This window comes from Companilactobacillus mishanensis (assembly GCF_003946505.1).
Classification (GTDB): domain Bacteria; phylum Bacillota; class Bacilli; order Lactobacillales; family Lactobacillaceae; genus Companilactobacillus; species Companilactobacillus mishanensis.
Genome location: NZ_RHON01000001.1, coordinates 397,768 through 423,713 on the forward strand (window position 1 = coordinate 397,768; position 25,946 = coordinate 423,713).

A 25,946-nucleotide genomic window follows, 5' to 3' on the forward strand; every position below is an offset into this window, starting at 1 on the left:
CCTCATTATTTTTTTCGTCTAAAGGCGGCTACAAAAAAACCGTCTGTGAAATAATCATCTGGTAATAATTTTAATACGCCGTCATGAACATTCTTGTCCAGAACATTTTCATGTTTAACTGGAACAACTTCATAATTATCATGATCAGCTAAAAACTTCATAACTACATCTTCATTTTCTTCAGCATCAAAGGTGCATGTACTGAACACTAACATGCCATTGACCTTTACTAAGTCCTTCAAACTATCCAAAATTTGTAATTGAATTTTTTGTAGATTCAATAAATCTTCTGGTTGTCTGAAATAACGTAGCTCTGGCTTACGACGAATCAATCCTAATCCTGAACATGGAGCATCAACCAAAATTTTGTCGAAACTCTCTGGGGCAAATTGATCCTTAGCTTTTCTGGCATCTAATGCCTTAGTTCTTATTATATCCTCATAACCCAGTCTATGGCTATTTTCTTGTATTAGTTTAGTTTTAGGTTTGTGAATATCTAACGCCATTACTGATCCGTTTGTCAAAAGACTAGCGATATGCGTCGTCTTACCACCAGGTGCGGCACAACTATCCAATACTTGGTCTCCATCCTGTAAATCTAATGCTGGAGCGACCATCATTGAACTTTCATCTTGGATCGTAAACAAGCCTTCACGAAATTCATCTGTTTCGATCAAGTTACCACTTGGACAAGTCAATCCAACTGAAGAAATCTGACTTGGTTTCATTTCAAATCCAGATTCTGCCAATCTAGCAGTCAATTCTTCAGGAGTGATTTTATTAGTGTTGACTCTAATAGAAATATGCGATGGTTGGTTGATCGATTGCAAGATGCTTTTTGTCTTATGAACACCTTGTTGTTTGACCATAAGTTCAACAAGCCATTGTGGTGTACTGTAACGAATACTCATTGAGTGCTCTGAATTTCCCTTTGGTAGATCTCTAAAACCATGTCGCTGATAATTTCTCAAAACCGCTGTGACAAAATTACCTAATCCATCATTTTTACCGTTTGCTTTAGCAATTTCGACAGATTCATTGAAAATAGCATGTTCAGGAACTTTATCCAGATATTGAATCTGATAAATCGCTGTCAGCAAAAGAATATTTACCCAATCTTCAACTTTCTTGCCAGCAATGTATGGTTCTAATTGATATTCGAGAATCATTTTATGTTGCAATACCCCATATACAATATTCGTCATCAATCTAGAATCAACGTTTGATACGTCACTTCTCTTTAAAATATTATTGATTTCAATATTTGAATATGCTTTATTCTTCAAAATTCTTGTCAGTGCTTCGACGGCTAATGCTCTTGGATTATCTTTCATTTATGTTGACCACAACTTGTCCTTCTTCTAAATTTTTACCAGTTCCATTTATATAATTTGCTACGTCCATTACTTTCTTACCAGCAGGTTGAATTTTTTTGATAGAGACGCCATTTCCATCCCCTGCAACTATAACTAATTTCTTTTTTGTGATTTCAAAAACTGTCCCAGCTTTTAAATCTGTATCGATATTTTCAACAGCCGATTTGTATATTTTGGTTCTTTGACCATCTATATTGACCCAAGCTCCAGGTTCGGGACTCAATGCTCTGATATGATTAAAAATTTGTTCGGCTGATTGACTGAAATCAAGATGCTCTTGTTCTTTTGAAATGTTTGGTGAAAACACAACTTCATTTTCATCTTGTTCAATAGAATCTGATGTTCCATCTAAAATATCTGGAATTGTCTTCAATAATAAATCCCGACCGATAACGGCTAACTTTTCAAATAAACTGCCATTATCGTCATCAGCTTCGATCGGTAACTTTGCAGAACTAATAATATTACCAGCATCCATAGCTTTGACCATGTACATTATTGTGATACCAGTCTCCTTGTCACCGTTGAGTAATGACCATTGGATAGGTGCGCCACCACGATATTTGGGTAACAATGATCCATGGACGTTGATAGCAGCAACTTTGGCAGATTCCAGAAATGAATTTGGTAGGAACTGTCCATATGCAGCAGTTATTATCAAATCGACATTCAAAGCTTTTAATTCGCTGACCTCTTCACTGCCAGGCAATTTTGCTGGTTGATAAATTTTGAGACCATTTTGTTCTGCCAGCTCTTTTACAGGGCTTGCTTGCAATTTTTGCTTTCTACCAACTGGCTTATCTGGTTGAGTTACAACTGCTTGAATATCGTATTTGGCATCCAATAAACCTTGGAGAACAGTTGCAGAGAAATCTGGAGTTCCTAAAAATATCACACTTGTCATTTAACATACCTCACTTAGTCAATGTGTTGTGGTTCATTATCGATCGCAATGGAAAAACCACGTCTGGCTTCCCCTTGTGTATCATTTAATATTTCCATTAATTTTTCGTGTAATTTTGGTTCATGCTTATATTTTACAATAATTTGATAAAAATATTTATTCTGTTTTCTAGCTATCATAGTTGGACTAGGTCCAAGCAAGATTGCTTTATCTGATAATGCTGTCTGTAACTGTTTTTTCAGCCAAAAACTTTGTTTCAATGCCTGACTCTCAATTTGATGAGAAACACTGATCAAGGTCGTGAAATAATATGGTGTATATCCGGACTGATGTCGTAAATACATCTCTTGTTTATAAAAGGTCTCATAATCCTGCATCGCGGCATCCTTAATAGCATAGTGATCTGGATTATAAGTTTGAATTATAACGTGACCTTCTTTTTCAGCACGTCCAGCACGACCACTTACTTGCGTCAATAATTGGAATGTACGCTCACTGGCACGATAGTCAGAAATACTCAAAGTCGTATCAGCATTTATTACCCCTACTAAAGTAACATTTGGAAAATCTAATCCTTTGGCAATCATCTGTGTACCTAACAAAATGTCGGCCTCATGCTTACTAAATTTTTCAATTAAGGCAGCATGAGAACCTTTCCTACGAGTCGTATCGACATCCATTCTCAAAACTCTTGCATCTGGATAAATTTCATTTAACTGTTTCTCGATATTCTCTGTTCCGGTTCCATAAAAACCGATTTTCTTACTCTTACAGTTAGGACAGATATGAGGAACATTTTCTTCGTGACCACAATAATGACACTTCATTTTTCCCAAGTTTTTGTGGTAAGTCAAAGATACATCACAATTGGGACACTTCAGAACAAAACCACATTCACGGCACATCAAGAATGATGAATAGCCTCGACGATTAAGCAAAACTATCGCCTGTTCTTTTCGTTTCAAAACACGCCACAAATTATCTTGCAATAATGGTGAAAAATCGCCTTTTACAGCAGAATTTTCAGCATTACGCATATCAACGATTTGAACATGTGGCAAAGCATGATTATTGATACGTTTAGTCATATTGATCAGCTTATAAACACCTTTTTGAGCACGAGCTCTAGATTCCAAACTAGGTGTTGCACTTCCCAATACTAATGGACAATTATTATAGTCTGAACGCCATTTTGCGACATCCCTAGCATGATATCTAGGATTGTCATCTTGCTTATAACTTGCCTCATGTTCTTCATCGATGATTATCAAGCCAATATTATCAAGTGGAGCAAACACTGCACTTCTGGCACCGACGACAACTTTGACACTACCATTTTCAATTCGTGACCATTCATCGTATCTTTCACCACTCGACAGACCACTGTGCAAAACCGCCACCTGATCTCCAAATCTACCAATAACTCGATTGACCATTTGCGGAGTTAAAGATATTTCTGGAACCAACATTAATGCCGTTTTTCCTTGTTCTAAGGCTTTCTGGATAGATTGGAGATAAACTTCAGTCTTTCCACTTCCAGTGACTCCTTCTATCAGAAAGGTATCAGATTTATCATCAACAATTGAGTCACTTATATCCTTTACGGCAGTAGATTGTTCTTCGGTTAATTCTAAGTTACTTGTTCTTTCAGGGTTTATCCCAACTGGTTTACGTCGTTTAGTTATCTCAATAAACTTCAATAAATTATTTTTTTCAGCTGTCTTGAGTGTGGCTCTTGTGATTTTAAATTGATTTTCCAGATTGCTTACTTCAATTGGTAAATCATCATGATGAGACAACAAAAAATCAACAAGGTTATGTTGAGCCTTGGCGTTACTACGTAATTTGTCTTTGGCTTCAAGTAGTTGATCAGTATTTAAATCGGTCGTTATTACTTGTCTAGTTAATGAATTAGCTTGATTTTCCACCACATATTCAATATCTATTTTATGAGCACGCTTCAATTTTGCAATTTTTCTCAGAGTTTGTTCTTCGGTGTCTTTGGTGATTTCCAAGGTTAATTGGTTGTCTAATAACTTCTTTACGTCCGCATCGTTTTCAAATCCTTCTGATGCAACTACAAATTGTTTGTATTTGGCGCGCATTACATTTGGTAACATCGTTTGTAAACAGGAGATTTGGAACGCATACGTGGTGTCGGCCAACCAATATGACAACTTGATCATTTCTTGAGATAGAACTGGTTTTACATCAATTACCCTCTCGATTGGTTTCAACTTACCTGTGAAGTCACTATGGTCTCTGACTTCCATTACAAATCCTTGAACTTTACGTTTACCTTTACCAAAACCAACTTCTACTCGAACTCCAGGTATCACGACTTCAACTAATGAATCTGGTATTTCATATTCAAAAGGACGATTCGTTTGCATTGTTGGTACATCAACAATTACTTCAGCTACTGCCATGATTTCACCTGCCTAACCTCAAAATATTATTTCTAATAAAAAAACCTTCACAATTATCATTTTGACAATCAGTGAAGGAACAAATTAATTTTCGTCTTTTTTCTCTTCTTCAACTTTTTCGGCTTCTTTTTCAAGAAGAATTGAATCTGGATCGATTTCAATTTTATCATCAGCAATTTCTTCAAATGCTTTTCCGATAGTTCTTGGTGATTCGTAGTGGTTCAATAATTCAATATCCCCAGCTTCTAATTCATGTGCTCTTTTGGCTGCTAAAACAGCAAGTGAGTATCTCGAATCAACTCTGTCTAATAATTTATCAATTGATGGATAGCTTATCATATTAGTCTTCTCCTATTATTTTTTTATATTTATCAATAACACGTGGCACTCTTAAGTGTTCACTTCTTATTATACCTTCAATTTTTTTGACTGCGTTAGGTATTTTATCATTAACTACGGCATAATCATAGTTTGACATCATTTCGATTTCTTTTTTAGCTTGTTCCATTCGCTTATCGATCGTCTTTGCATCATCTGTTCCACGATGTGTAATTCGTCTTCTCAAACTAGGAAGGTCAGGTGGTGTTAGGAAGATATAAACACCATCAGGCATCTTCTCACGAACTTGCATAGCTCCGTTGACTTCGATTTCAAGCAGGACATCAGTACCAGCTTCTAGTTTCTCGTTAACGTATTTCAATGGTGTTCCATAATAATGATCAACATACTTGGCATACTCAAGCATACCACCATTTTTTATTTCATCCTCGAATTGTTCGTTCGTGCGAAAATAATAATCTACACCATCTTCTTCACCTGGACGCATCTCACGAGTTGTCATTGAAACAGAATAGTCGAATCTAATTGAAGACTTATTCAACATTGCTTTTCTAACTGTCCCTTTACCAACACCTGAGGGGCCAGACAAAACTATTAACATACCTTTTGCTGACATTAACTTATCCCTACTATCTATATATATTGTTATCTATCTTGCAATAGAATTGGTCTATTTTCAAGAGTTTGCGAGCATAACAAAACAAAATAATTAAGAAAACTTAAGAATAAGTTGCTAATGCGAACAGAAGTTCGTATACTTGTGATACAAACAAATGTTCGGGGGAAGTAAAAAATGCAACTACAAACACGTTTAAATAATAATTTTGCTAAAAATTTGATCCACTCTACTACAGATTTTATTGATCGTAACTTCGATATCAGATTCGGTGAAAATGATATGTCACAACTAATTCAAATGCCAATGAATCAATTAAGTTTATTTGCTCACCAAAGTCTTGAAAACAGATATTTGGTCGTAATAACTATGTTAAACGAAGAGCAATACCATGGCAAGCTAATAAAGGCTGTTGATCAAAATAAATATATCATGAAAATCACAGATGGCTTTTACAAAATTGTCGAATTAGATCAATTGAAATCAATTAATTTAATCTAACTTCTCCTGTTCACCTTGTGCTAATTCAAGTAATTCCTTTGCATGCTCTCGTGTCAGGTCGGTAATTTTTGTACCTGCTAACATTAATGAAATAGCTTCAACTCTTTCGTGATCGTCCAATAATGAGACTTCAGTTTCAGTCTTGTCATGGGCGGTCTTTTTTTCTATCTGGAACTGTTGCTCACTCATAGCAGCAACTTGAGGTAAATGTGTAATACACAGAACTTGTAATGATTGCGCTACACGATAAATTTTATCACCAATTGCTTGAGCAACTCGACCACTGACACCGGTATCTATTTCATCGAAAACAATCGTCTCAACATTCATTTTGGCAGCAATGATTGCTTCAAAGGCCAAAATAACACGTGAAAGTTCACCACCCGAAGCAACTCGAACCAACGGTTTAAAGTCTTCACCAACATTAGTCTTCAGATTAAATCTAATTGCATCCATTCCGTTTTCGTTTAAAGTGTTATCACCTAAACTGTTAAACTCGACGTCAAACTTTGCATTCTTCATATATAAATCTTTTAACTCATGATTGATCGATTTAGACAATTTAGTGGCTGTCTTATGTCTTTCATCAGATAACTCTTTGGCAAGTTCTAAAAGCTCAGCCTGCATTGATTGCAACTCCACCTTTAATTGTTCTTCCGAAGTATCATCGATATTGATTTTTTCTAATTCATCATGAGCATCTATCCCAAACTGAATGACCTCATCTAATGACGGACCATATTTCTTTTTAAGATTATCGATCACAATCAATCTTTTTTGAATTTCATCAAGTCGATTTTCATCAAAGTCCAGACTACCGATTTCATCAGAAATAGTCGTAAGGTCATCCTGAAGCTGGTAATAGGCACCATTAATAGAGTTATACAACTCTTGATATGCAGAATCATACTCTTGAATGCCGTCTAGTTGATCTCGGACATTTCCCAAAGCATCGACTACACCAGTATTGTTCTCAGATAATAATTGATAACTAGCCTGTAGGGCACTGCTGATTTTTTCAAAATTTGCTAAATGGTTTTTCTCATCGTCTAATGAGTCATCTTCACCACTGGTCAAATTTGCGCTATCAATTTCGCTGATTTGAAATTTCAACATATCAATTCTCTGGACGATATTTTGAGAATCCTTTTGAATGGCACGTAATCTCGCTCGTTTATCTTGGAATTCATGGAATTTATCTCTATAGGTATTTAATAGGTTATGTGCCTTTTCGTTAGAAAATCTATCTAGAATTATTATGTGGTTATCTTCATCCAATAGCTCTTGTGATTGATTTTGACCATGAATCTCAACCAAATATTTTCCTAGATCTTTAAGTACATTGGTTTTCACTAATTCATTATTAACTCTACAAACGTTTCTACCTTTACGGTTGATCTCCCGTTTGATTATTATTTGGTTATCATCATGTTTTATTCCAAAACTATCCAAGACATTGAAAATAGGACTATTTGAATTAACTTCAAATAATCCTTGTACTTTCAAACTATTTTCGCCCGTTCGAACAAAGTCGATCGATGATCGACTTCCGACTAATAAACCTAATGCATCAATAATGATTGATTTACCAGCACCAGTTTCACCAGTTAATGCGGACATTCCATTTTTAAAATCCATCTGTAATTGACTAATGATTGCAAAATTATTTATGATCAATTTTTTTAACATTGAGTCACCTATTTTTTATTCAAATTTGCATATGCTGCTGCCATTGTATCTTCGATTGAAACTGAACTCAATATTGCTCCATCAGACTCTTCTGAAGGTTTGCGGATATGCATCAGAAATTCTATATTACCTTCTCCACCTTTGATGGGTGAAAAATCCAATCCTTCAACAATAAATCCGGTCTCCTTTGCAAAATTCAATATTTTATTCAATACCATCTCGTGAACTTTATGATCACGAACTATCCCGTGTTTTCCAACATTCTCTGGTCCAGCCTCAAATTGAGGTTTGATCAAGCATACTGCATCTGCTCCAGGAATAATGATATTGAACATTGGTCCCAATATTAATTCAAGAGAAATAAAAGATACATCGGTCATGGCAAATTCGGGCAAACCTTCGTGGAAATCTTCAGGTTTACTGTATCGGAAGTTTACACGTTCCATTACAATTACTCGTTCATCTTTTCGCAACTTCCATGCTAATTGATTGTAACCAACATCTAGTGCATAGACCTTTTTAGCACCATTTTGTAAGGCAACATCTGTAAATCCACCTGTCGATGATCCGATATCTAAACATGTTTTATCAGTCAAATCAATGTTAAAGGACTCAACTGCTTTCTCCAGTTTATAACCACCACGACTGACATACTTACTATGTGCACCCTCAACAACATGAAAAATTGTTTCTGGATCAACTTTTTCACCAGGTTTATCAAATCTAAGATTATCTTGATTATAGACTTCACCGGCCATAACAGATCTCTTTGCCTGTTCACGTGATTCAAATAAATTTTGTTCTACTAATAGAACATCTACACGTTCTTTTGCCACAGTATTCTCCTATTTCTTGAAATAATCTAAAAAGCTTACCAATAACTTTTTATCGAATTTTTCTTCTCGTAAAACAGCATTTAATGCATCTTTAACTAAATTACGCAGTTTTTCTTCAGTTTCTTTTTTACCGATCAAATTAGGGAAAGTATTCTTATCTACATCTTCACCATCATCCGCATCGTCAAGATCATCCTTTAATTGAAATGCTAATCCAACTTTTTCAGCATATTCAACTAAATTCTTTGAAAGGCTGTGATCTGCACAAGAAGCACCAATCGTTATTGCTGCAGTAATTAAATCTGCAGTTTTTTGTTTATGTAAAGTTGTCAATTCATCAATATTTAATTGCTTATCTTCTTTGGTAATATCAGTCATCTGACCGGCTACCATACCCATAGGGCCGGCATTATGAGACAGAATCCTCACTGCGGCCATTCGCTTACTTGTATCCAATTCAGATTTTGCTAACCAATAAAACGCATGGGTCAATAGGCCATCACCCGCTAGTACAGCTGGGCCAGTACCAAATTTCTTATGACTTGTTAACTGCCCTCGACGATAATCATCATTGTCCATTTCAGGCAAATCATCGTGAATCAAGGAATATGTATGAATAAGCTCAATCGCACCAGCAACTTCAAAATATTTTGGAAGGTCGGCCTCGGCAACTCCAGAAGAATAGACAGTCGCCAGCAATAACATTGGGCGAACTCGTTTACCCCCTGAATTTACAGAATACAACATCGCATCACGTAATGTTGGTTGTTTAATTTCAGTAGTCAGCCTATCTGTTAAAAATTGATCAAAAGCAGGCAATATTCTTTTATGAAACTCATCAAATGTGGTAATTTCCAAAATTAATTTTCGTCCTTATCATTTTCATCGTTGATTGTTGATTCAGATCCATCTTTAGCCATAACTTTGGTAACAGTAGATTCAGCTTCGGAAAGAGTTTTCTCGAGACTCTTGCTCAATGCTACTCCAGATTTGAATTTTTCCATAGCTTGTTCTAATGGAACATTACCTTTTTCCAAATCAGTAACGATTTGTTCTAGATCTGCCATATTTTCTTCAAAACTTTTTTTCTTTTCAGCCATCTTTTTCCTCACTAATATCTTTTGTCACCAATTTTACTGAACCATTATGAACTCTTAAATTAACGTTTTTACCAACTTTGTAATCTGAAACGTCCTTCAATACTTTTCCATCATCATCTGATGCTACGGCATATCCACGACTAAGAGTTTTTAAAGGACTCAATGAATCCAACGAACCGACTTGTTTCCCAAAAGCACTTCTTTGCCTGCTAAGCAAAGCACTAGTTGAACGTGCCATTCTTTGGAAATCATTTGCAACACGAGCTTGATAATTCTTGATTTGAGATTGTGGTGATACTTGAACTAATCTGTTTTCATTGTTCCAAAGTCTTTCTTTGCCACGTCCAACATAATTATTGGTGTCTTGAATCAATTTTGTGGTCAAATTATCAACTTTTTGCAAATAAACTTCATAGATTCTTTCTGGATGTTGCAAAACACCAGTCTCAGCTAGATTCTTTATCTTATCTCGATATGTATCAAGAATCTTATTTTGTGCAGTTTCCAATCTGATCTCCATTTTTTGAATATCTGTTAAAACATCCCTCAAAACTGGAGTTGCCAATTCTGCTGCTGCAGTTGGAGTCGGTGCACGTAAATCTGCAACTAAGTCGGCAATTGTAGTATCAGTTTCGTGACCAACAGAAGAAATTACTGGAATTTTACTATTAACAATAGCCTCAGCGACTATTTCCTCGTTAAACGGCCATAAATCTTCAATAGATCCACCACCACGACCAATAATTATCGTGTCAAAATCCCCAATAGCATTAATCTGATTCAAACGTTCAACGATTGCTGGTGCAGCCGCATCCCCCTGCACTTGTGCAGGAAATAAGACTAATTGAACAATCGGATATCGTCTTTTAACAGTTGTCATAATGTCGTGAATAACCGCTCCTGATTCACTAGTAACGACCGCAATCTTTTTGGGGAACTTTGTAATTGGCATCTTGGGTTGACTAAATACACCCAATTTTTGCAATCTCTGCTTCAATTGTTCAAAAGCAAGATACAAAGATCCCAACCCATCAGGCTCCATTGAATCTACATAAATCTGATAGGCACCAGTCGATTCATAAAGGGAAACACGACCTCTAACTAAAACCTTCATACCTTCTTCAGGTTGAAACTTCACCTTGCTGAATGCAGATTTGAACATAATTGCAGAAATCTTAGCTTTGTCATCTTTCAACGAGAAATATTGATGAGCATTTGGTCTTAACCTAAAATTAGAAATTTCTCCCATCAAATAGACGTGTCCCAAATAGGGATCCACGTCAAATTTGCGTTTAATATATTGTGTTAATGCAGTAACCGTTAAATATTTATCTGAATCAGGCATTTGCTCTCGCCTCTGCAAGTTCAAGGACCTGGTCCATCAATGCAGTAATTGTCATAGGTCCAACTCCACCAGGCACTGGAGTCATCATTGAAGCTGTATTCTCAACGTCAGCAAAGTCAACGTCTCCACAAAGCTTATCGTTTTCATCACGATCCATTCCAACATCAACGACCACGGCACCGTCTTTCACATAATCCTTAGTAACAAATTTAGCTTGTCCAATTGCAACAACTAAAATATCAGCAGTTTTTGCCAATTCTTTAAGATTCTTTGTATGCGAATGTGCAATTGTGACTGTAGCATTTCTAGCAAGCATCATTGCTGCAACGGGTTTACCAACGATATTACTACGTCCAATGATAACGACATTCTTGCCATCCAGATCAACATCGTAATAATCTAACATCATCAAAATACCTGCAGCTGTTGCAGGTTTTGTGTGTGGTTCACCGATCCAAAGATTTCCAACGTTGTCTGGTGCGAAGCCATCGACATCTTTTTTCGAATCAATTGCTTGGATAACACGTTCTTCGTTAATACTCTTTGGTAATGGCAATTGAACAATAAATCCATCAACAGTTTTGTCGTTATTAAGTTCGTCAATTTTAGCCAAAAGTTCATTTTCAGACACATCATCTTTGTAGTGAATCAGTTGAAAATCCATACCCAGTTTTTCAGCACGTCTTCTCTTATTTCTAACGTAAACTGAACTAGCACCACTGTCACCAACTAAGATAACAGCAATACTTGGAGTAATACCCTTTTTCTTTAAATCTTCAACACGGAGAGTCATCTTTTCATCTAATGCTCCCGCAACTTTTTTTCCATCTAATAATTTCATGTCATTTACCATAAAAAGGCTGGCACGTTTACTGTACCAGCCTACCCTTCAACAAAGTTAGATAAGATTCCATTAACAAAGGCTTTTGAATCCTTTTCGCCAAAATCACCGGCTAATTCAATCGCTTCATCAATAGCAACCTTTTTTGGAACTTCTAGACTATTTTCCATTTCAAATAGCCCCATACGTAAAATGGTACGGTCAATCCTAGACAAACGTTTTACTGTCCATTTGTCTTTCAATTGTTTGGAAATTTCTGAATCTAATTCGTCTTGTTTATCAAGCGTCCCAGAAACTAGGAACATCAAATAATCTGGTACCTCTTCTTCAGTTAGATCACATAACTGCATCGTTGACTGAATAGCGGTCTCAGCATCATCCTCGGTCGTCTCTATGGAAAAAAGTGATTGAACTGCAATTTCTCTGATTTCGTGTCTATTTATACTCAATGATTTATTCCTTTTTATCCGCAGTTACTCGTTCTAATTCACCATTTCCTTTTTTGGCAATTAGACCAACAACATGCACATTGATTTCTGTTAAATCTAAATCAGTCATGAATTCTAGTTGTTCAATAGCTGATCTTTGTATCTCTAGTGATACTTTGGGAATTGAGACTCCGTACTCTAGATAAACATAGACGTTTGCAGACACTTTATCGTCACTAAAGACTACATCTACACCTTTTCCATGATTCATTCTACCAAATAAAGAGTTTATTCGGTTAGATATTGTACCGCGCATCTCATAAACGCCATCAACTTGATTTGTGGCGATTCCGAGCAATATTTCAACTACTTGATGAGAGATTTCGACATTACCTTGAACTCTACCATCATCTTGTAATGTTACGTATTTTTGATCAGCCATTAACTTCTATCTCCAATAACTATAAATTAATTTGCACGTGAAATATAAGTTCCATCTTGAGTATTAATAGTTAGCATATCACCTTCGTTAACGAAGAATGGTACTTGAACTACTAATCCTGTTTCCATAGTTGCAGGTTTTGATCCACCAGATTGTGTATCACCTTTGATACCTGCTTCAGTGGCAGTAACTTTTAAGTCAACAGTGTTAGGAACATCAACACCAAGTGTTTCAGTACCGAACATCATAATGTTAACTTCCATATTTTCCTTCAAATATTTCAATTCATCTTTGATTTGTTCTTCAGGAAGTGAAAGTTGTTCGTATGTTGTAGTATCCATGAAGACATGGTTAGTACCATCAGCATATAGATATTGCATCTTCTTGTTCTCGATAGTAGCTTTCTCAACTTTAGCAGTTGATCTGAAAGTCATTTCTTGAACAGCACCTGTTCTCAAGTTCTTGAGCTTTGAACGAACAAAGGCACTACCTTTACCTGGCTTAACATGTTGGAACTCGATAACACGCCAAATGCCGTCTTTTACTTCAATTGTCAAACCGTTCTTAAATTCATTTACTGAAATTGACATAATTCTCTCCTCAATTTTAAACGTTAAAAAAATCTGTTCCCTTTATTTTACCAATATTACCGCGCTTATGGCAATATTAAGTGGTTTATATATAAAAAAAAGAGGACAATGTCCTCTTTAGCGGTTTATTAGTATACTGAAACCTTTTTCTTATCTTTGCCAAGTCTTTCGAACTTAACAACACCGTCTGCAAGAGCGAACAATGTATCATCGCCACCACGTCCAACATTAGCACCTGGATGAATCTTTGTACCACGTTGTCTGTAGATAATTTGGCCAGATGTAACAGGTTGTCCATCAGCACGTTTTGCGCCTAATCTACGACCAGCTGAGTTACGGCCGTTAGTAGTTGAACCTCCACCTTTATGGTGAGAGAAAAATTGTAAATTCATTTTAAGCATGAAGTTTACCTCCTAATCAAATTCGATCGTATTTTTTTCATTTTTAACTGTGATATTTTTTGGATAACTTCCTTCGATATCGATTAATATCTCCGACAGATTCTCCAACAACAATCCGGTGTCGTGTGACACCGTTCCAGTTATACGACAGCCAAGATGACCACCGTTTACCTCGTCTAAAACGACTTGAGGCGTGATCTTGGTAAGTTTTTCAAGATTGTTGATAGTTCCAATTGTTACTGCTGAAACAGCGGCACAAACTAAATCTTGACCATATGGGCCAGAATCAGCGTGGCCTAGAATCAGAAATGAATCAATTTTGTTATCATCGTTTCTATGAAAACTTGCTTTAATCATAAGTATTAACCTTTGATACTATCGATAAGTACCTTTGTATATGGTTGGCGGTGACCAGTCTTTGTATGTGAGTGCTTCTTAGGTTTGTATTTGTAAGTAACGACTTTCTTGTCTTTACCTTGTTTTTCTACTTTACCTGAAACTGAAGCTCCCTTAACAACTGGATCTCCCACTTTAATGCTATCTCCGTCAGAAACTAAAATTACATCATCAAATGTAACTGCGTCCCCTTCTTTAACATCAAGTTTTTCAATAAAGATTGAATCATTTTCTTCAACCTTATATTGCTTACCACCGGTTTTGATTACTGCGTACATATATTCGTACACTCCCTTCTAAGACTCGCCAATTAGGTGCCGTTAGGCTTTAACCTAATTTTGAGCGGTTGTAGATGCAATAGTGATTGCAACTAATAAAATATAGCAAAGATTAATATAATTTTCAACTATTTTTAGACTTTAGTTCTTTTGTATCTGTATCTTTTTTCTTTTTATAAAGTAGCTTGCCATCATTGACGCATAACCAAATCAATAGTCCTGCACTGACAACGTTCAATCCTATTGCTGCTTTTGCCACAGTTGAATAGTGATATGAAAGTTGAATTACATTTTGGCCTGGTTTGGTTTTTACTTCAACAGTTCCTCGTTTGGAAATCGTATAATTAGTTTTTTCATTATTAATAGTGACATCTAAACCTTTATAAACTAAAACAGGTATATCCATCGTGACGGGGTCTTGATTATAGTATTTAACAGTATAATTGGAATCCGTATATTTATAATGAAGTTTTGTTTTGTGGTCATTTACTATAAAGTGATGTCTTCCGATATCCTGGAAGTATTTTAAGCTTCGATTTGGATAATAATCATGTTGATTATATCTTCTTACGATATAGTTGGATTCCGATTGTTTCACAACAGGTGTATCTTTCACCAACGTGATCTGACCATTCAACTTAGTTCCGCTAACATAAATTTGGAAGCTACAAATCAGTATCATGACAACTGCGACTGAGACTTTCAAAAGCCCAGACCTCTTATCAACTAGCATTGCTAGAATATGACTCAAGTAAATTGCTATGAAAAATGTGAAGGGATTTAAAAATCTCCAAGGGAATTGTAAATAATTCAAAAAGCTATCTTGCAGCGTATTCCATGGGATCAAGTTAGTTGATAACAAAAGTGCAAGTACTGCTTCAATCGCGATAATTTTATACTTCAGTTGATCTCGCCAAACAAATATCAGTAACAAGATTAATGCAAATACAAAAATGGCCCCAAACGAGTAACTTCGAACGTCAGCCTTCATTGCATCTTGGAATAACAATACTGGATCTTTCGCAGTCGACCATAGATCAATCACTGCTGGCCTATTCACTGAAATATACTTTTGCTGTTGATACATTGGAAGAGTAAATCCAATAGTTGTCAATCCAACAAAGAAAATTGATTTAACCCCTGAATAGACCAAATCTAACCAATATTTCCAGCTATGTGAAGTTTTAGAAAATAAAACAAGTAGAACTAGTGGCACTAACATGATGGCGGTCGTAAATGCTGACAAGGGATGTGTCATCACAACTAATGCAAAACTCAATGCGAACAATGGCCACTTGTTGAATTTACCTATCAGTAACTGATAGAACTCATAAAAGATCATTGGAATGAATATGTACGAAATATACTCCGCTAGGCCGGCTCGGTAAAAAACACTTGCCGCTCTAAAAAAGGCTAAAGTATATATAATAGAAAACAAAAACGATTGCAATGTATTGTTAGAAAACTTTTTCATGAAATAATAAGCACTAACAAATGTACAGAAATTGATTACTGTAAGATATACTAGAAAGCCTAAAACTGGATTTCCAAACAATTGAAAAATCAAAAAGCCAGGGAAAATAGTCAGCCACGGATAAAACAAGCTTGTCATGTTACCTGCATGACCCCAACTACTGAAGTTTACAGGCGACACAAAAATATTGCTCAAACTTTGAATTCGATTCATATGGAACAGCAAATCATAACTATCCATGAGCCGAACATTTCCGTTTGGTGCAAACAGCATTGTATATAAAATACTTAATACTAAAAATATTATTCCAAAAATAATTGTTCGAAGCTTTTTACTAGTCATTTAAAGTTCCCCTAATTTTTAACTACCTAATAATCTACACTAAAAAAGGACTAGGACAAAACGAAATTGTCCTAATCCAATAATATTTATAATTTAAACAACAATTTGCGTTGTTACTAGTGGCAAAACTGATAGGAAAATGAATACTGCGCTAAGTAGTGATATTGCCAACCTACCCCGGCGCCAGTTCACTCTGGTAATAGTCCTGATGATCACATACAGTGCAACTATAAGCACTGCCCCTACGATCATACCAACTAGATTATCAACTATGCCCAATTTGGTTAAAACTGAAAAGACTAAATCAATCACGATAAAAGTAATGGTAATAAAATACAAATACTTTCTTTTCAAGTATGCCACCTCGAATAATCCCCAAGTCGCGGTTCGACTTTGTACTATAAAACACAACACTCTTATTTTATGATTATTTTTTTAACATTGCAATATGATATTTTTATTTAAAACAAAATATTTGCGACATTTATAATATATTGTCCTAATATTCCCAAATACTTAATATTTATTACTTTTACCATTATATTTTTTCACTTTTATTGTATTTTTACATAATTATTTTTATATTGCCTTGCTTTCATCATGCTTTACCGTTTATAATTTCATCATTAGTAAAAGCTTTTTGTAGGGGAGTAATTATGGTACTAACTGAAGCACAAAAAAGAGCCAACGAAAAATGGCATCGAAAAAATAGAAAAAGAGCAAATTACATCGCCATGAGATCTTCTGCTCGTAGTTTTATTAGGAAAAAGTCCACTTTGACTGACTTAGATGAACTTGAAAAAATCATTCAAAATCGTCGTAAGGAATTACTTTAAAATAATTTTTGCCGGAAGTATTTGTCTATAGACGGATACTTCTTTTTTTTATGCATTGTAATAATTTGTAAGGTTTTACCACATACATGACTTAATTGTTTATAATTGAACTATATTGATGTATTTATTAGGAGGAAATTATGGAAATCACTTTACTCATTATCAAAATTATTTTAACCGTGGCAATTATTACCGGTGTGGTTTTAATCACCATCCCCCTCTTTAGGCTCAACAATTACCTTAAAGAAATCAATCGTCCCTACTTTGTCGTTAACAAGGTAGACGAAAGTACTTTTACGATAAAAAATACTGGTAGATCAAATGCTGAAATTGCAGAAATCTTTCTCAATCCTGATTACAAATACGTCGAAGAATTTAATGGTGTTAATTTTGTCCCTGGACAATCTGCTAATTTTACAATTGTTCCGGATGAAAATAAAAAAATTGAAACTGTCGAAATCAGCTATATCGATAAACTTTTGAAAAAGCCATATCGCCAAAAAATTGAATTCTCTAGCATAGCAAAATAAGTTTCATTTACAAAAGGACCGATCATTATGAACGACAAGGGAAAATTACCTGAATGGAATAAAAAACAAATAGAAGAGCAGAAGAAAATTAACAAAAAGCTCACTTTTCGAGCAGGATTGGCACTAATCATTACAATTGCTGTGATTATTGTCGCAATTATTGTAGGTTTTGCTTCCTGTGATAGGAACTCCACACCTCAGAAACCAGCCAATAACGCATCAGTTTCGGCAATCGAAAAGTATGAGAAGATCAAGTTCTCTGACAATAATGCATCTTCTATCAATAAAATATATAAATCCAAGAATACCGGAAAATTAATTGTCAAAGTAGACAATGTTGACGCATCCTCTGACACTAGTGCATCCAATTCTTTTGGTCAGTTGACTGATGAGTTACAGTCTGTTGGTTCCTATGATGCGGCCAAAAAAGGAGTTATTTTTTACGGCGACGGTGCCTATACTGATGAAACAGGCAAAGAAGTTGATGAACTATCATTCGCAATTTTCTTCACACAAGCAGATGTTAATTCATTAGACAGCAACTATTCCGATTACGTTGGATCAGGAAATTATGACTCGTTGTTCAAGAGCTCAGATGCATATTACTTATATGAGCCTTTTGCCCAACCCAATAAGCTATTGAATAAGATGTCGTTGAACAAGGGCAAAGCTACGATTACAGACTCATTGAAAATCAATATCAAATAATTATAAATAAATGGAGATAAACTATCATATTGTTTTACCTCCATTTTTTTGACCAATCTGAGGTTATTGCCCATTTGAATATATCCACTTTAAAGCTTCATAACGGATTATTTTCTTAGACATGCCTAATTTCCGTACCGACCAACAAAACACCGTCATACCCTTAAAATTACTATCCTATGCAGTATAGGCCCATCAAATGGCACACAATAATCGGCTCCAATTTAAAAATGATTCTACCTTATTACTTGGTAGGATCATTTTTTGATAATTTATCCTTTTCAGTTACCTTTCTGATTACACGGCATGGACTTCCAACCGCAACTACACCAGAGGGGATGTCTTTATTGACGACACTTCCAGCACCGATAATGCTCCCCTCACCGATTGTTGCGCCACCAACTACTACTGAATTGGCACCGATCCATACGTTATCTTCAAGAGTTATTGGTGAACTAGTCCCAATTCCTGACGCGCGTTCCCCAGCATCCATAGAATGACCTGAACATGCCAAAACGACTCCCGGAGCTATAAAAGCTCCTGCTCCAATATGTACGGGTGATGTATCCAAAATCGTACAATTATAATTTATTACCGCCAGACCGTGAGAATGGATGTTAAAACCATAATCACAATGAAAGTCAGGTTCTATGAAGGTCAAGTCAGTTGAAGTGCCAAATAATTTATTGATCAAACGACTTCGTAATTTTGTATCAGTTGGCTTGGACTGATTATATTCCCAGCAAATTTCCTTAGCCGTAGTTTGCAATTCGTGTGGCATCTCAAAATTTTTTGAGACATAAGTTTCTTGACTAGTCATCTTTTTTAAAATATCCAAAATTTCCCTCCGTCATTTTGTAGATACATCATTCTATTAGCGTGCGCCAAACTTTTTAAAATAAATACAGTACAAATTTACCATACATTCGATAAAATTTTATATTACTCAATACTGTTAATTGATATACTGAAGTTCAAATAAGCGTTTCCAAAAAGTTTCCTTCCCTATCTATCCCACAAACGAGATCGTCCAAAATATGAAGACGTTAAAAGCTGATAAACATCCTGGGGAGGATTACATATTATGAAGAAAAGAAGTGTTACTTTAGGTCTAATTACTACCATCTTACTTTCAACAGCGCTGGTTGGGTGCTCGAATGGAAATAGTGACAGCAAATCTAGTAAGTCAACCGATGAAAAAACAGAGAAAGCAGAAAAGAGTACCCAAGTAAAAACAGGTGCTGATGCAAAAAATAACAAGTGGTCTTTTAAGAACGATGTATTCAGTGCCGGAATTTTAACATATAAACTTACAAAATCAGAAGTTAGAGATTCAAGCGAAGACGGGAAAAAGGTATTAGTTATTTATACTGATGTTACTAACAATTCAAACAAGGAACAGGATCCATCAAATATCTATATAGTCTCACACGCTTATCAAAAGACCGATACAGCAAACAAACAGTTACTTCCAGGAATGGTCGCACTGGATGAGAATGCTGACAGTCCACTTCAAAAATATGAAGATGCATTGAATGACAAATTATTACCGGGAAAAACCACTCAAGCTGTGATGATATATTCACTTGAAAACGATTCACCAGTTAAAGTATCTTTTGAAAATAGTGATTTTAAAACTTTAGGTAGCAAAACTTATAACGTCCAACAATAGATAAAGTAAGCCTGAAATGGGCTTATCTTTTTGAATAATCTCTGGAGAATAAAACACTTCTTTCAAGAATGACAAGAAGTGTGCAAAAGGTGTGCAAAAAATATAAAAAGTGTATAAAATCATACATTTGTCCCAAATAATTGGGTAATAAAAAAGACTACCAAACGTTGTTTTATCAACGATTAGTAGTCTTTTTATTGTTTCGACATACGATGTACATATGCATAATATGCCGCAGATGAGATTCGAACTCATGACCTACGGTTTAGAAGACCGTTGCTCTATCCAGCTGAGCCACTGCGACATCACTTGAACTATTATATATAAACGTACCTATAACTGTCAACGATGTATTTAAAAAAATATTTTTTCACTGGTATTATTTTTGTAGAAAATCAGTTACCTTATGCTCTATCTTCACCTGGTAGTCTGGTTCATCGGTAATATTGTACCAATCAACATCCATTTGGTTCCTGAAATATGTCATCTGTCTTTTAGCAAAATGTCTGGAATTCTTTTTGATTTCAGACACACAATCTTCAAGTTCAGCTTTTCCTTCAAAATACGGAAACAACTCTTTATATCCAATCCCATTCTTAGCTTGAGGTATATTATCTTGATTCTCAAAAACGGATTTTGCTTCATCCAATAGACCCATTTCAATCATTTTATCGACCCGTGAATTAATCCGGTTATACAGTTGTTCCCTATCATCGGTTAAACCTATGATACAGAATTCAGCAAGATCATCACCATTTTGTTGGCTGACAATAGACTTCCCTGTTGTCTTGTAGACCTCAATTGCTCTCATAATACGGCGTGGATTATCCATATCGATTGAATTCAGTGCTTCTGGGTCTGTATTTTCAAGCTCAGATTGTAAACCTTGGATCCCTTGTTCTTTTTCAATTAACAATAATTTTTCACGTAAATCAGGATCAGTTGTAGAATCTCCACCTAATTCTAAGTTCTTAACTAATGAATTCAAATAAAACCCCGTACCACCAACTATGAAGGGATTTTTATTTTCTTTGATAATTTCATCGATCAAATGTAAAGCATTAGTTTGAAAATCCTTTACTGTATATCTTTGGTCAACATCGCAAATATCCACTAAATAATGTTTAACAAGCTTTAATTCTGCTTTTGAATCCTTGGCAGTACCAATATCTAGTCCTCTGTATATTTGCATTGAATCTCCAGAAATAATCTCTCCTGAAAACTTTTGTGAAAGTTTTAATCCTAATGCACTTTTACCAACTGCTGTTGGACCAACGATTGCAACTACTTTTTGCAAAATAACACCTCAATAAATTATGTAATTTATAGATTTTTTTAACAAAGTAATACATAATGGAGAATGAAGACAGGAGGTAACCAACTATGGCACAAAAACAAAAACATTTCCGCTTCGTTAAGGGCTTTTTATTCGGCTCATTAACAACTGCTACTGCAGTTTATGGAGCATTGCACGCTTTCAAGAAATCAGTTATTGAACCAGAAGATGCTGAAAACGACCGTATTGAAGCAAACCGTCGTCGTGCAAACAGAAAGAGCCTACAAGCTCATCAAGGTTAATTAAAATAGAAATAAAATGAGTGGACATCATGTTCACTCTTTTTATTTACCCTAAATTGATCCATTCTTCATTATCAAAAGCAATTTGAGCCATGTGACTTAGATTGACTCCGATTCCATCGCCTTGAGGAATCGACATTTCTCCATTATTAATCATGAAACTTTGTTCAGTAATATCATTAATATAATATCTATCTGAAGCAGAAATGTCTCCTGGAAATTGGAAGAACGGCAAACTTGCAAATGCAAGATTAAATGCACGCCCAACGCCTGTCTCCAGCATTCCACCACACCATACTTTTAATCCATTTTGAATTGCTAAATTTGTCATTGCCAGAGCGTTAGACACCCCACCGACTCTGGCAATTTTCATGTTGATATACTGACCACTGTGCTTATTAAAAACCTTCATGACATCATCACTAGTAAGTATATTCTCATCCAAACAAATTGGCGTGCGAATAATACTTTGAAGTTTTGCATGATCCTTAAAGTCCTTTTTTCCAAAAGGCTGTTCGATCATGGCAAAATCCAAATTGTCGATACTTTGGAAAAAACTTTTGTCCCGCAATCCAAATTGAGAATTACAATCAATCATCATTAAAACTTTTGGAAAATGACGTCTTATCTCAACTAAGTCAGAAATTTTTGTGCCACGATTTATCTTCAGTTTAATTCGATTATATCCCTTATCTATCTGCTTCTGAATTTCATCAATCATCTGAATTGAGTTGTTGTGAATTCCGATTGCGACTCCAACTTCAACTTTGGCAGGTAAATTGTTCATCTGTCCGATAGTTGAAAATAGCAATTGCTGAAATGACACATTATTTCTTTTTGAAAACAAATCCCAGACTGCCATCTCAACTGCTGCACTAGCCATTTTGGGACTGTTCATGGAGTTAATGAAACGACTGAATTCAAACGGTGTCTCATAGTTTTTGCCACCTAAAAGTGGCATTATTCTTGTATTTATCGATCTAACACACTGTGATTGGATTTCGTCCACATAATTTGGAAATTCAAAAGCCTCTACTTCGCCCAAACCGATATTACCAAGTTCATCCTTGATCATCAATATATTGATTGGTCGAGTTCGATATTCATAACTAGCAAATCTATAAGGCTGTTTAAGTCTCATAATTAACTGATGCATTTTATATTCAACAATTTTCATTTTTTCACCGCATACAAATAAAGACCGAAGCTACGCTTCAGTCTGCAATATTTTATAATTTTGTAGTCTTCTTTGTTTTGCCTTCCCAATCAGAAAACTTATCTTCCAACCAGTTAACATCTTCAAAGCCCCATTTTTTAAACTTCAAAGCTGCACGAACACAAATAGATTTACGTTCATCATACAAATAAACTGGTAAATCAGGACGTAATTCTCCTTCTACATATTTGAGTTGTGAATAAGGTAAATTTCTTGCACCTAAGATATGTTTGGCGTCAAAACTGTTTTTCTCACGAAGATCAACAATTTGGGCACGTCTCATATTTTCTTCAAACTCTTTTTGACTAATAGCTCCATTGAGTTTTTTGCCTTGGTATCTGTAATATAACCATGAACCAGCAAAATAAAGTAAAAAGCCAATAGCAATAACATATAAAACGATATTTACAATTTGCATCTAAAAAATCCCTCTAATCAACTTTTATCAAAGAAGCTGCTCCTATAACACCAGCTTCATTACCTAAACTTGCAAGCTTCAACTCAGTAGACTCTCTGATAGTTGCAAATTCATTTTTCTTCATTGCAGCATCAACTTTGTCAGTCAAATACTTACCGGCACCAGAAACACCACCGCCAATGATAACGTACTTAGGATTTAATGAGTTAGCAATATTTGCTAACGCAAATCCAAGTGAATCACAAACATAGTTAACAACGATCAAGGCAAGATCATCGTTTTCTTTAGCCAAGTCAAATACATCCTTTGCAGAAATATCCTGACCATCATCTAGCATTGCTTTTAATTCTGATTTACCAGCATATTCGGATGCACGATCACGTGCTACACGAACGATACCAGTTGCAGATGCGATAGTTTCAAGGCATCCACGTTTACCACAAGTACACATGAACCCATTTGGATCAACTGTAACATGTCCAATTTCACCGGCAGCACCAGCTGCACCATGCAAAATATTACCGTTAGCGATGATTCCACCACCAACACCAGTACCAAGCGTAACAAAGACAACATCATTTGCGTTGTTACCGGCACCCATCCATCTTTCACCTAATGCGGCCACGTTAGCGTCATTTTCAATTTTAACAGGAATACCTGTACCCTTTTCGATATCTCGAACGGGATAAACTGAATTTTGCCAATTAAGGTTATATGCACCCTTAATAGTGCCTTCTTCAAAATTGATTGTACCAGGAGATCCCAAACCGATTCCTACGAATTGATCAGCTTTCATTCCGTACATTTCAATGTGATGATTGATTGAATCAATAATATCAGGAATAATCAATTGACCGTCAGAAAGAATATTAGTCTCCATACTCCATTTTTGTTGAATCTCACCCTTTAATGTGAGAATGGCAAATTTGATAGTTGTACCACCGAGGTCAACACCGATTAATTTTTTATCTGTCACTTTGAACTTTCCTCTTCTTTTTTTTCTTCTTTACGATGCTCAGATTTTAGGACTAACTGAGCTTTTATAAATGTAGGTTTATCTATCATTTCATTTTTATAAATGTTTCTTAATTCAATTGACATCAGTTCAATATCCCAGATACGTTTACCAAGATGAACATAGGTGCCATATTTTTTTAAAAGTTGCTGAACGTCGTACATCGTACGCAAGTTCATTTTATTATCCATACACTACCATTCCCTTTGTGTACATATAATACGATATTACTAGTAAAACAATTAGTGATGCTATCCTGATTAAAACATTTGGACGTTTCACACCAGGTATCCCTAACGAAATTCCTAGCAAGAACCCACCTAATGCTCCACCAAGATGACCCCAAATATCGATACCTGTCATAGTCAAATCCATCAACAAGTTTATCACGATAAGAGCTAAGAATGTTTTACCAAGTTCTCTCAGGAAATTATTTTCTTTATAGATCAAGGCTAATGCAAGAAAAGCAGCAAACATTCCAAACAATGAAGTACTGGCACCGGCAGAAATAGCATTGTTGGCACCAAAAGCAAAACTGGCTAAATTACCAACGATTCCACTCAGCATAAAAATAACAAAGTATCTTGTATGCCCTATCATAGGCTCTAAAATCGAACCTACATAAAATAGTGTGAAACCATTAGTCAAAATATGAATAACACCTATGTGTAAGAAAATTGGTGTTATTAAACGCCACCAGTCTCCACCTTGGACCGCAAAATTAGTTTTTGCACCAAGTGCTAATAGTGTCTGAACACTTGTAGATCCACCACTTAATGATTCCAAAACAAACATAATGGCAATTGCCATCAAAAGGATCCAGGTTACAAAAGGCTTTTCTTGTCGAGCTGACATATTATTCATCCTCTGCTACTGAAATGATTTGGTCTACTGGTTTATCTAGTGTGAATACTGGCCAAGGAGTCTTGATAAAGAACTGTCTTGACACAGCTAATGCGATAGTTTTAGTTGGATATTGGGCCAAATAACGATCATAATATCCGGCACCAAAACCAAGTCTATTGTTACCCTCACGTGAAAATGCAACACCGGGAACAATAATTAATTCTGGAGGATCTAAAATTTCTTTTTTATATTCCTTTGGTTCTCTAACTCCAAACGAACTTGTTTCCAATTCAGTATCTCGTTCATACTTAACAAAATTCATCGAGTAATCTGAGAAAGTCTTAGGAATATAGACTGATTTTCCGTCTTCCCAACACTTATTGATTATTGGAAAGGTTGGAATTTCATTTTCAATACTTAATGTTATACCAACAGATTTTGCTGCTTTAAAATCTGCATTATCAAAGAGCTGAAAGTATATCTCATTGATTTCTTTTTGGGCTTGATCTGTTTTCATGAAACTATTTACTGTATCAATTTGTTGTTTTCTAAAGCTAACTTTATCCAAAAACTTCACCTCCAGTAAAAAAAAACAACAGGAATTTTACCTGTTGTTTATTTTGTTTCACGATGCAATGTAACGGTACGTTCGCGAGGACAGTATTTCTTAAGTTCTAAGCGATCAGGGCTGTTACGTTTGCTTTTGCTTGTTAGATATGTACGTTCATGACATGATGTACATTCCATAGTTATATTTACTCTCATTACTGGAACATCCTTTCATATGTTACTTAACTAAA

34 protein-coding genes, 1 tRNA gene and 1 other annotated feature are annotated in these 25,946 nt (G+C 35.5%); of the genes, 6 read left to right on the plus strand and 29 right to left on the minus strand.

The window, feature by feature from the left end:
* Positions 1-5: 5 nt before the first annotated feature.
* The 5 genes from rsmB to gmk form a co-directional block, all read right to left on the minus strand.
* Positions 6-1,334: a 16S rRNA (cytosine(967)-C(5))-methyltransferase RsmB gene (rsmB, locus tag EKM63_RS01900; RefSeq protein ID WP_125703162.1), complete on the minus strand. Its 1,329-nt coding sequence runs from the start codon at positions 1,332-1,334 to the stop codon at positions 6-8.
* Positions 1,324-2,280: a methionyl-tRNA formyltransferase gene (fmt, locus tag EKM63_RS01905; RefSeq protein ID WP_125703163.1), complete on the minus strand. Its 957-nt coding sequence runs from the start codon at positions 2,278-2,280 to the stop codon at positions 1,324-1,326. Before fmt ends, rsmB begins: the two co-directional genes overlap by 11 nt.
* 14 nt (positions 2,281-2,294) lie before the next feature.
* Entirely contained in the window at positions 2,295-4,709 is a 2,415-nt protein-coding gene (gene priA / locus EKM63_RS01910; protein WP_153494163.1) for a primosomal protein N', read from the minus strand.
* An 84-nt stretch (positions 4,710-4,793) separates the two neighbouring features.
* Positions 4,794-5,048, minus strand: a complete 255-nt coding sequence (gene rpoZ, locus EKM63_RS01915) for a DNA-directed RNA polymerase subunit omega (RefSeq protein ID WP_125703170.1) — start codon at positions 5,046-5,048, stop codon at positions 4,794-4,796.
* A gap of 1 nt (position 5,049) precedes the next feature.
* Positions 5,050-5,664 carry a guanylate kinase gene (gene gmk / locus EKM63_RS01920; protein ID WP_125703172.1) on the minus strand — a complete coding sequence of 205 codons (615 nt, stop codon included), beginning with the start codon at positions 5,662-5,664 and terminating at the stop codon, positions 5,050-5,052.
* Between the two features lie 177 nt (positions 5,665-5,841).
* On the opposite strand from gmk, the gene EKM63_RS01925 reads away from it, so the two are divergent.
* Complete coding sequence (locus EKM63_RS01925; RefSeq protein WP_125703173.1) at positions 5,842-6,165, plus strand: hypothetical protein; 324 nt, start codon at positions 5,842-5,844, stop codon at positions 6,163-6,165.
* On the opposite strand, the gene recN is transcribed toward EKM63_RS01925, so the two are convergent.
* From recN to EKM63_RS01995, 14 genes are all read right to left on the minus strand, one after another.
* On the minus strand, positions 6,157-7,854 hold the full coding sequence (gene recN, locus EKM63_RS01930) for a DNA repair protein RecN (protein ID WP_125703175.1): 1,698 nt from the start codon (positions 7,852-7,854) through the stop codon (positions 6,157-6,159). The genes EKM63_RS01925 and recN overlap by 9 nt on opposite strands.
* An 8-nt stretch (positions 7,855-7,862) precedes the next feature.
* Positions 7,863-8,690 (minus strand): TlyA family RNA methyltransferase, encoded by an 828-nt coding sequence (locus tag EKM63_RS01935; protein WP_125703176.1) that lies wholly within the window; start codon positions 8,688-8,690, stop codon positions 7,863-7,865.
* A 9-nt stretch (positions 8,691-8,699) separates the two neighbouring features.
* Complete coding sequence (locus tag EKM63_RS01940) at positions 8,700-9,548, minus strand: polyprenyl synthetase family protein (protein ID WP_125703178.1); 849 nt, start codon at positions 9,546-9,548, stop codon at positions 8,700-8,702.
* A gap of 2 nt (positions 9,549-9,550) precedes the next feature.
* A complete protein-coding gene (locus tag EKM63_RS01945) occupies positions 9,551-9,790 on the minus strand; it encodes an exodeoxyribonuclease VII small subunit (RefSeq protein ID WP_125703180.1) in 240 nt (79 codons plus the stop codon).
* Positions 9,783-11,135: an exodeoxyribonuclease VII large subunit gene (gene xseA / locus EKM63_RS01950; RefSeq protein WP_125703181.1), complete on the minus strand. Its 1,353-nt coding sequence runs from the start codon at positions 11,133-11,135 to the stop codon at positions 9,783-9,785. Before xseA ends, EKM63_RS01945 begins: the two co-directional genes overlap by 8 nt.
* Positions 11,128-11,976: a bifunctional 5,10-methylenetetrahydrofolate dehydrogenase/5,10-methenyltetrahydrofolate cyclohydrolase gene (locus EKM63_RS01955; RefSeq protein ID WP_125703183.1), complete on the minus strand. Its 849-nt coding sequence runs from the start codon at positions 11,974-11,976 to the stop codon at positions 11,128-11,130. The genes xseA and EKM63_RS01955 overlap by 8 nt, the downstream gene beginning before the upstream one ends.
* A 41-nt stretch (positions 11,977-12,017) precedes the next feature.
* Entirely contained in the window at positions 12,018-12,425 is a 408-nt protein-coding gene (gene nusB, locus EKM63_RS01960; protein WP_172968567.1) for a transcription antitermination factor NusB, read from the minus strand.
* A gap of 4 nt (positions 12,426-12,429) precedes the next feature.
* Positions 12,430-12,846: an Asp23/Gls24 family envelope stress response protein gene (locus EKM63_RS01965; RefSeq protein ID WP_125703187.1), complete on the minus strand. Its 417-nt coding sequence runs from the start codon at positions 12,844-12,846 to the stop codon at positions 12,430-12,432.
* A gap of 26 nt (positions 12,847-12,872) precedes the next feature.
* The gene (gene efp, locus EKM63_RS01970) at positions 12,873-13,436 is read right to left on the minus strand and encodes an elongation factor P (RefSeq protein WP_125703188.1); all 564 of its coding nucleotides are present in this window, start codon (positions 13,434-13,436) and stop codon (positions 12,873-12,875) included.
* A 128-nt stretch (positions 13,437-13,564) separates the two neighbouring features.
* Entirely contained in the window at positions 13,565-13,837 is a 273-nt protein-coding gene (rpmA, locus tag EKM63_RS01975; RefSeq protein WP_125703190.1) for a 50S ribosomal protein L27, read from the minus strand.
* Positions 13,838-13,849: 12 nt separating this feature from the next.
* Positions 13,850-14,194 (minus strand): ribosomal-processing cysteine protease Prp, encoded by a 345-nt coding sequence (locus EKM63_RS01980; protein ID WP_125703191.1) that lies wholly within the window; start codon positions 14,192-14,194, stop codon positions 13,850-13,852.
* Positions 14,195-14,199: 5 nt separating this feature from the next.
* Positions 14,200-14,511 (minus strand): 50S ribosomal protein L21, encoded by a 312-nt coding sequence (gene rplU / locus EKM63_RS01985; protein WP_125703193.1) that lies wholly within the window; start codon positions 14,509-14,511, stop codon positions 14,200-14,202.
* A gap of 11 nt (positions 14,512-14,522) precedes the next feature.
* Positions 14,523-14,591: a sequence feature (ribosomal protein L21 leader region), on the minus strand.
* A 44-nt stretch (positions 14,592-14,635) separates the two neighbouring features.
* Entirely contained in the window at positions 14,636-16,327 is a 1,692-nt protein-coding gene (locus EKM63_RS01990) for a glycosyltransferase family protein (protein ID WP_125703195.1), read from the minus strand.
* A gap of 93 nt (positions 16,328-16,420) precedes the next feature.
* Positions 16,421-16,681, minus strand: a complete 261-nt coding sequence (locus EKM63_RS01995; RefSeq protein ID WP_125703197.1) for a hypothetical protein — start codon at positions 16,679-16,681, stop codon at positions 16,421-16,423.
* Between the two features lie 302 nt (positions 16,682-16,983).
* Between EKM63_RS01995 and EKM63_RS02000 the strand changes: the two genes are divergently transcribed.
* The 3 genes from EKM63_RS02000 (at position 16,984) to EKM63_RS02010 (ending at position 18,401) form a co-directional block, all read left to right on the plus strand.
* Complete coding sequence (locus tag EKM63_RS02000) at positions 16,984-17,163, plus strand: hypothetical protein (RefSeq protein WP_125703198.1); 180 nt, start codon at positions 16,984-16,986, stop codon at positions 17,161-17,163.
* A 140-nt stretch (positions 17,164-17,303) separates the two neighbouring features.
* On the plus strand, positions 17,304-17,693 hold the full coding sequence (locus EKM63_RS02005) for a hypothetical protein (RefSeq protein ID WP_125703200.1): 390 nt from the start codon (positions 17,304-17,306) through the stop codon (positions 17,691-17,693).
* Between the two features lie 27 nt (positions 17,694-17,720).
* A complete protein-coding gene (locus tag EKM63_RS02010; protein ID WP_125703202.1) occupies positions 17,721-18,401 on the plus strand; it encodes a hypothetical protein in 681 nt (226 codons plus the stop codon).
* Between the two features lie 244 nt (positions 18,402-18,645).
* Here EKM63_RS02010 and EKM63_RS02015 read toward each other — a convergent pair whose 3' ends face one another.
* Positions 18,646-19,239: a sugar O-acetyltransferase gene (locus EKM63_RS02015; RefSeq protein ID WP_125703204.1), complete on the minus strand. Its 594-nt coding sequence runs from the start codon at positions 19,237-19,239 to the stop codon at positions 18,646-18,648.
* A gap of 246 nt (positions 19,240-19,485) precedes the next feature.
* Between EKM63_RS02015 and EKM63_RS02020 the strand changes: the two genes are divergently transcribed.
* On the plus strand, positions 19,486-20,073 hold the full coding sequence (locus tag EKM63_RS02020) for a DUF5067 domain-containing protein (RefSeq protein ID WP_125703206.1): 588 nt from the start codon (positions 19,486-19,488) through the stop codon (positions 20,071-20,073).
* A 230-nt stretch (positions 20,074-20,303) separates the two neighbouring features.
* On the opposite strand, the gene EKM63_RS02025 is transcribed toward EKM63_RS02020, so the two are convergent.
* A tRNA-Arg gene (locus EKM63_RS02025) sits at positions 20,304-20,377 on the minus strand.
* A 75-nt stretch (positions 20,378-20,452) separates the two neighbouring features.
* Complete coding sequence (miaA, locus tag EKM63_RS02030) at positions 20,453-21,370, minus strand: tRNA (adenosine(37)-N6)-dimethylallyltransferase MiaA (protein WP_125703208.1); 918 nt, start codon at positions 21,368-21,370, stop codon at positions 20,453-20,455.
* Positions 21,371-21,456: 86 nt separating this feature from the next.
* On the opposite strand from miaA, the gene EKM63_RS02035 reads away from it, so the two are divergent.
* Positions 21,457-21,651, plus strand: coding sequence for a DUF3042 family protein (locus tag EKM63_RS02035; RefSeq protein ID WP_125703210.1), 195 nt, complete (start codon positions 21,457-21,459; stop codon positions 21,649-21,651).
* 46 nt (positions 21,652-21,697) lie between these two features.
* On the opposite strand, the gene menC is transcribed toward EKM63_RS02035, so the two are convergent.
* The 7 genes from menC to rpmG are packed head-to-tail and all read right to left on the minus strand — an operon-like array spanning position 21,698 to position 25,911.
* The gene (gene menC / locus EKM63_RS02040; RefSeq protein WP_125703212.1) at positions 21,698-22,828 is read right to left on the minus strand and encodes an o-succinylbenzoate synthase; all 1,131 of its coding nucleotides are present in this window, start codon (positions 22,826-22,828) and stop codon (positions 21,698-21,700) included.
* A gap of 52 nt (positions 22,829-22,880) precedes the next feature.
* Positions 22,881-23,285, minus strand: coding sequence for a rhodanese-like domain-containing protein (locus EKM63_RS02045; protein WP_125703214.1), 405 nt, complete (start codon positions 23,283-23,285; stop codon positions 22,881-22,883).
* A gap of 13 nt (positions 23,286-23,298) precedes the next feature.
* Positions 23,299-24,261, minus strand: a complete 963-nt coding sequence (locus tag EKM63_RS02050; protein WP_125703216.1) for an ROK family glucokinase — start codon at positions 24,259-24,261, stop codon at positions 23,299-23,301.
* Positions 24,258-24,491: a YqgQ family protein gene (locus EKM63_RS02055; RefSeq protein WP_225418240.1), complete on the minus strand. Its 234-nt coding sequence runs from the start codon at positions 24,489-24,491 to the stop codon at positions 24,258-24,260. The genes EKM63_RS02050 and EKM63_RS02055 overlap by 4 nt, the downstream gene beginning before the upstream one ends.
* A complete protein-coding gene (locus EKM63_RS02060) occupies positions 24,484-25,155 on the minus strand; it encodes a rhomboid family intramembrane serine protease (protein ID WP_125703218.1) in 672 nt (223 codons plus the stop codon). The genes EKM63_RS02055 and EKM63_RS02060 overlap by 8 nt, the downstream gene beginning before the upstream one ends.
* Before the next feature lies 1 nt (position 25,156).
* Complete coding sequence (locus EKM63_RS02065) at positions 25,157-25,723, minus strand: 5-formyltetrahydrofolate cyclo-ligase (protein ID WP_225418241.1); 567 nt, start codon at positions 25,721-25,723, stop codon at positions 25,157-25,159.
* A 38-nt stretch (positions 25,724-25,761) separates the two neighbouring features.
* Entirely contained in the window at positions 25,762-25,911 is a 150-nt protein-coding gene (gene rpmG, locus EKM63_RS02070; RefSeq protein ID WP_010623697.1) for a 50S ribosomal protein L33, read from the minus strand.
* Positions 25,912-25,946: the final 35 nt, after the last annotated feature.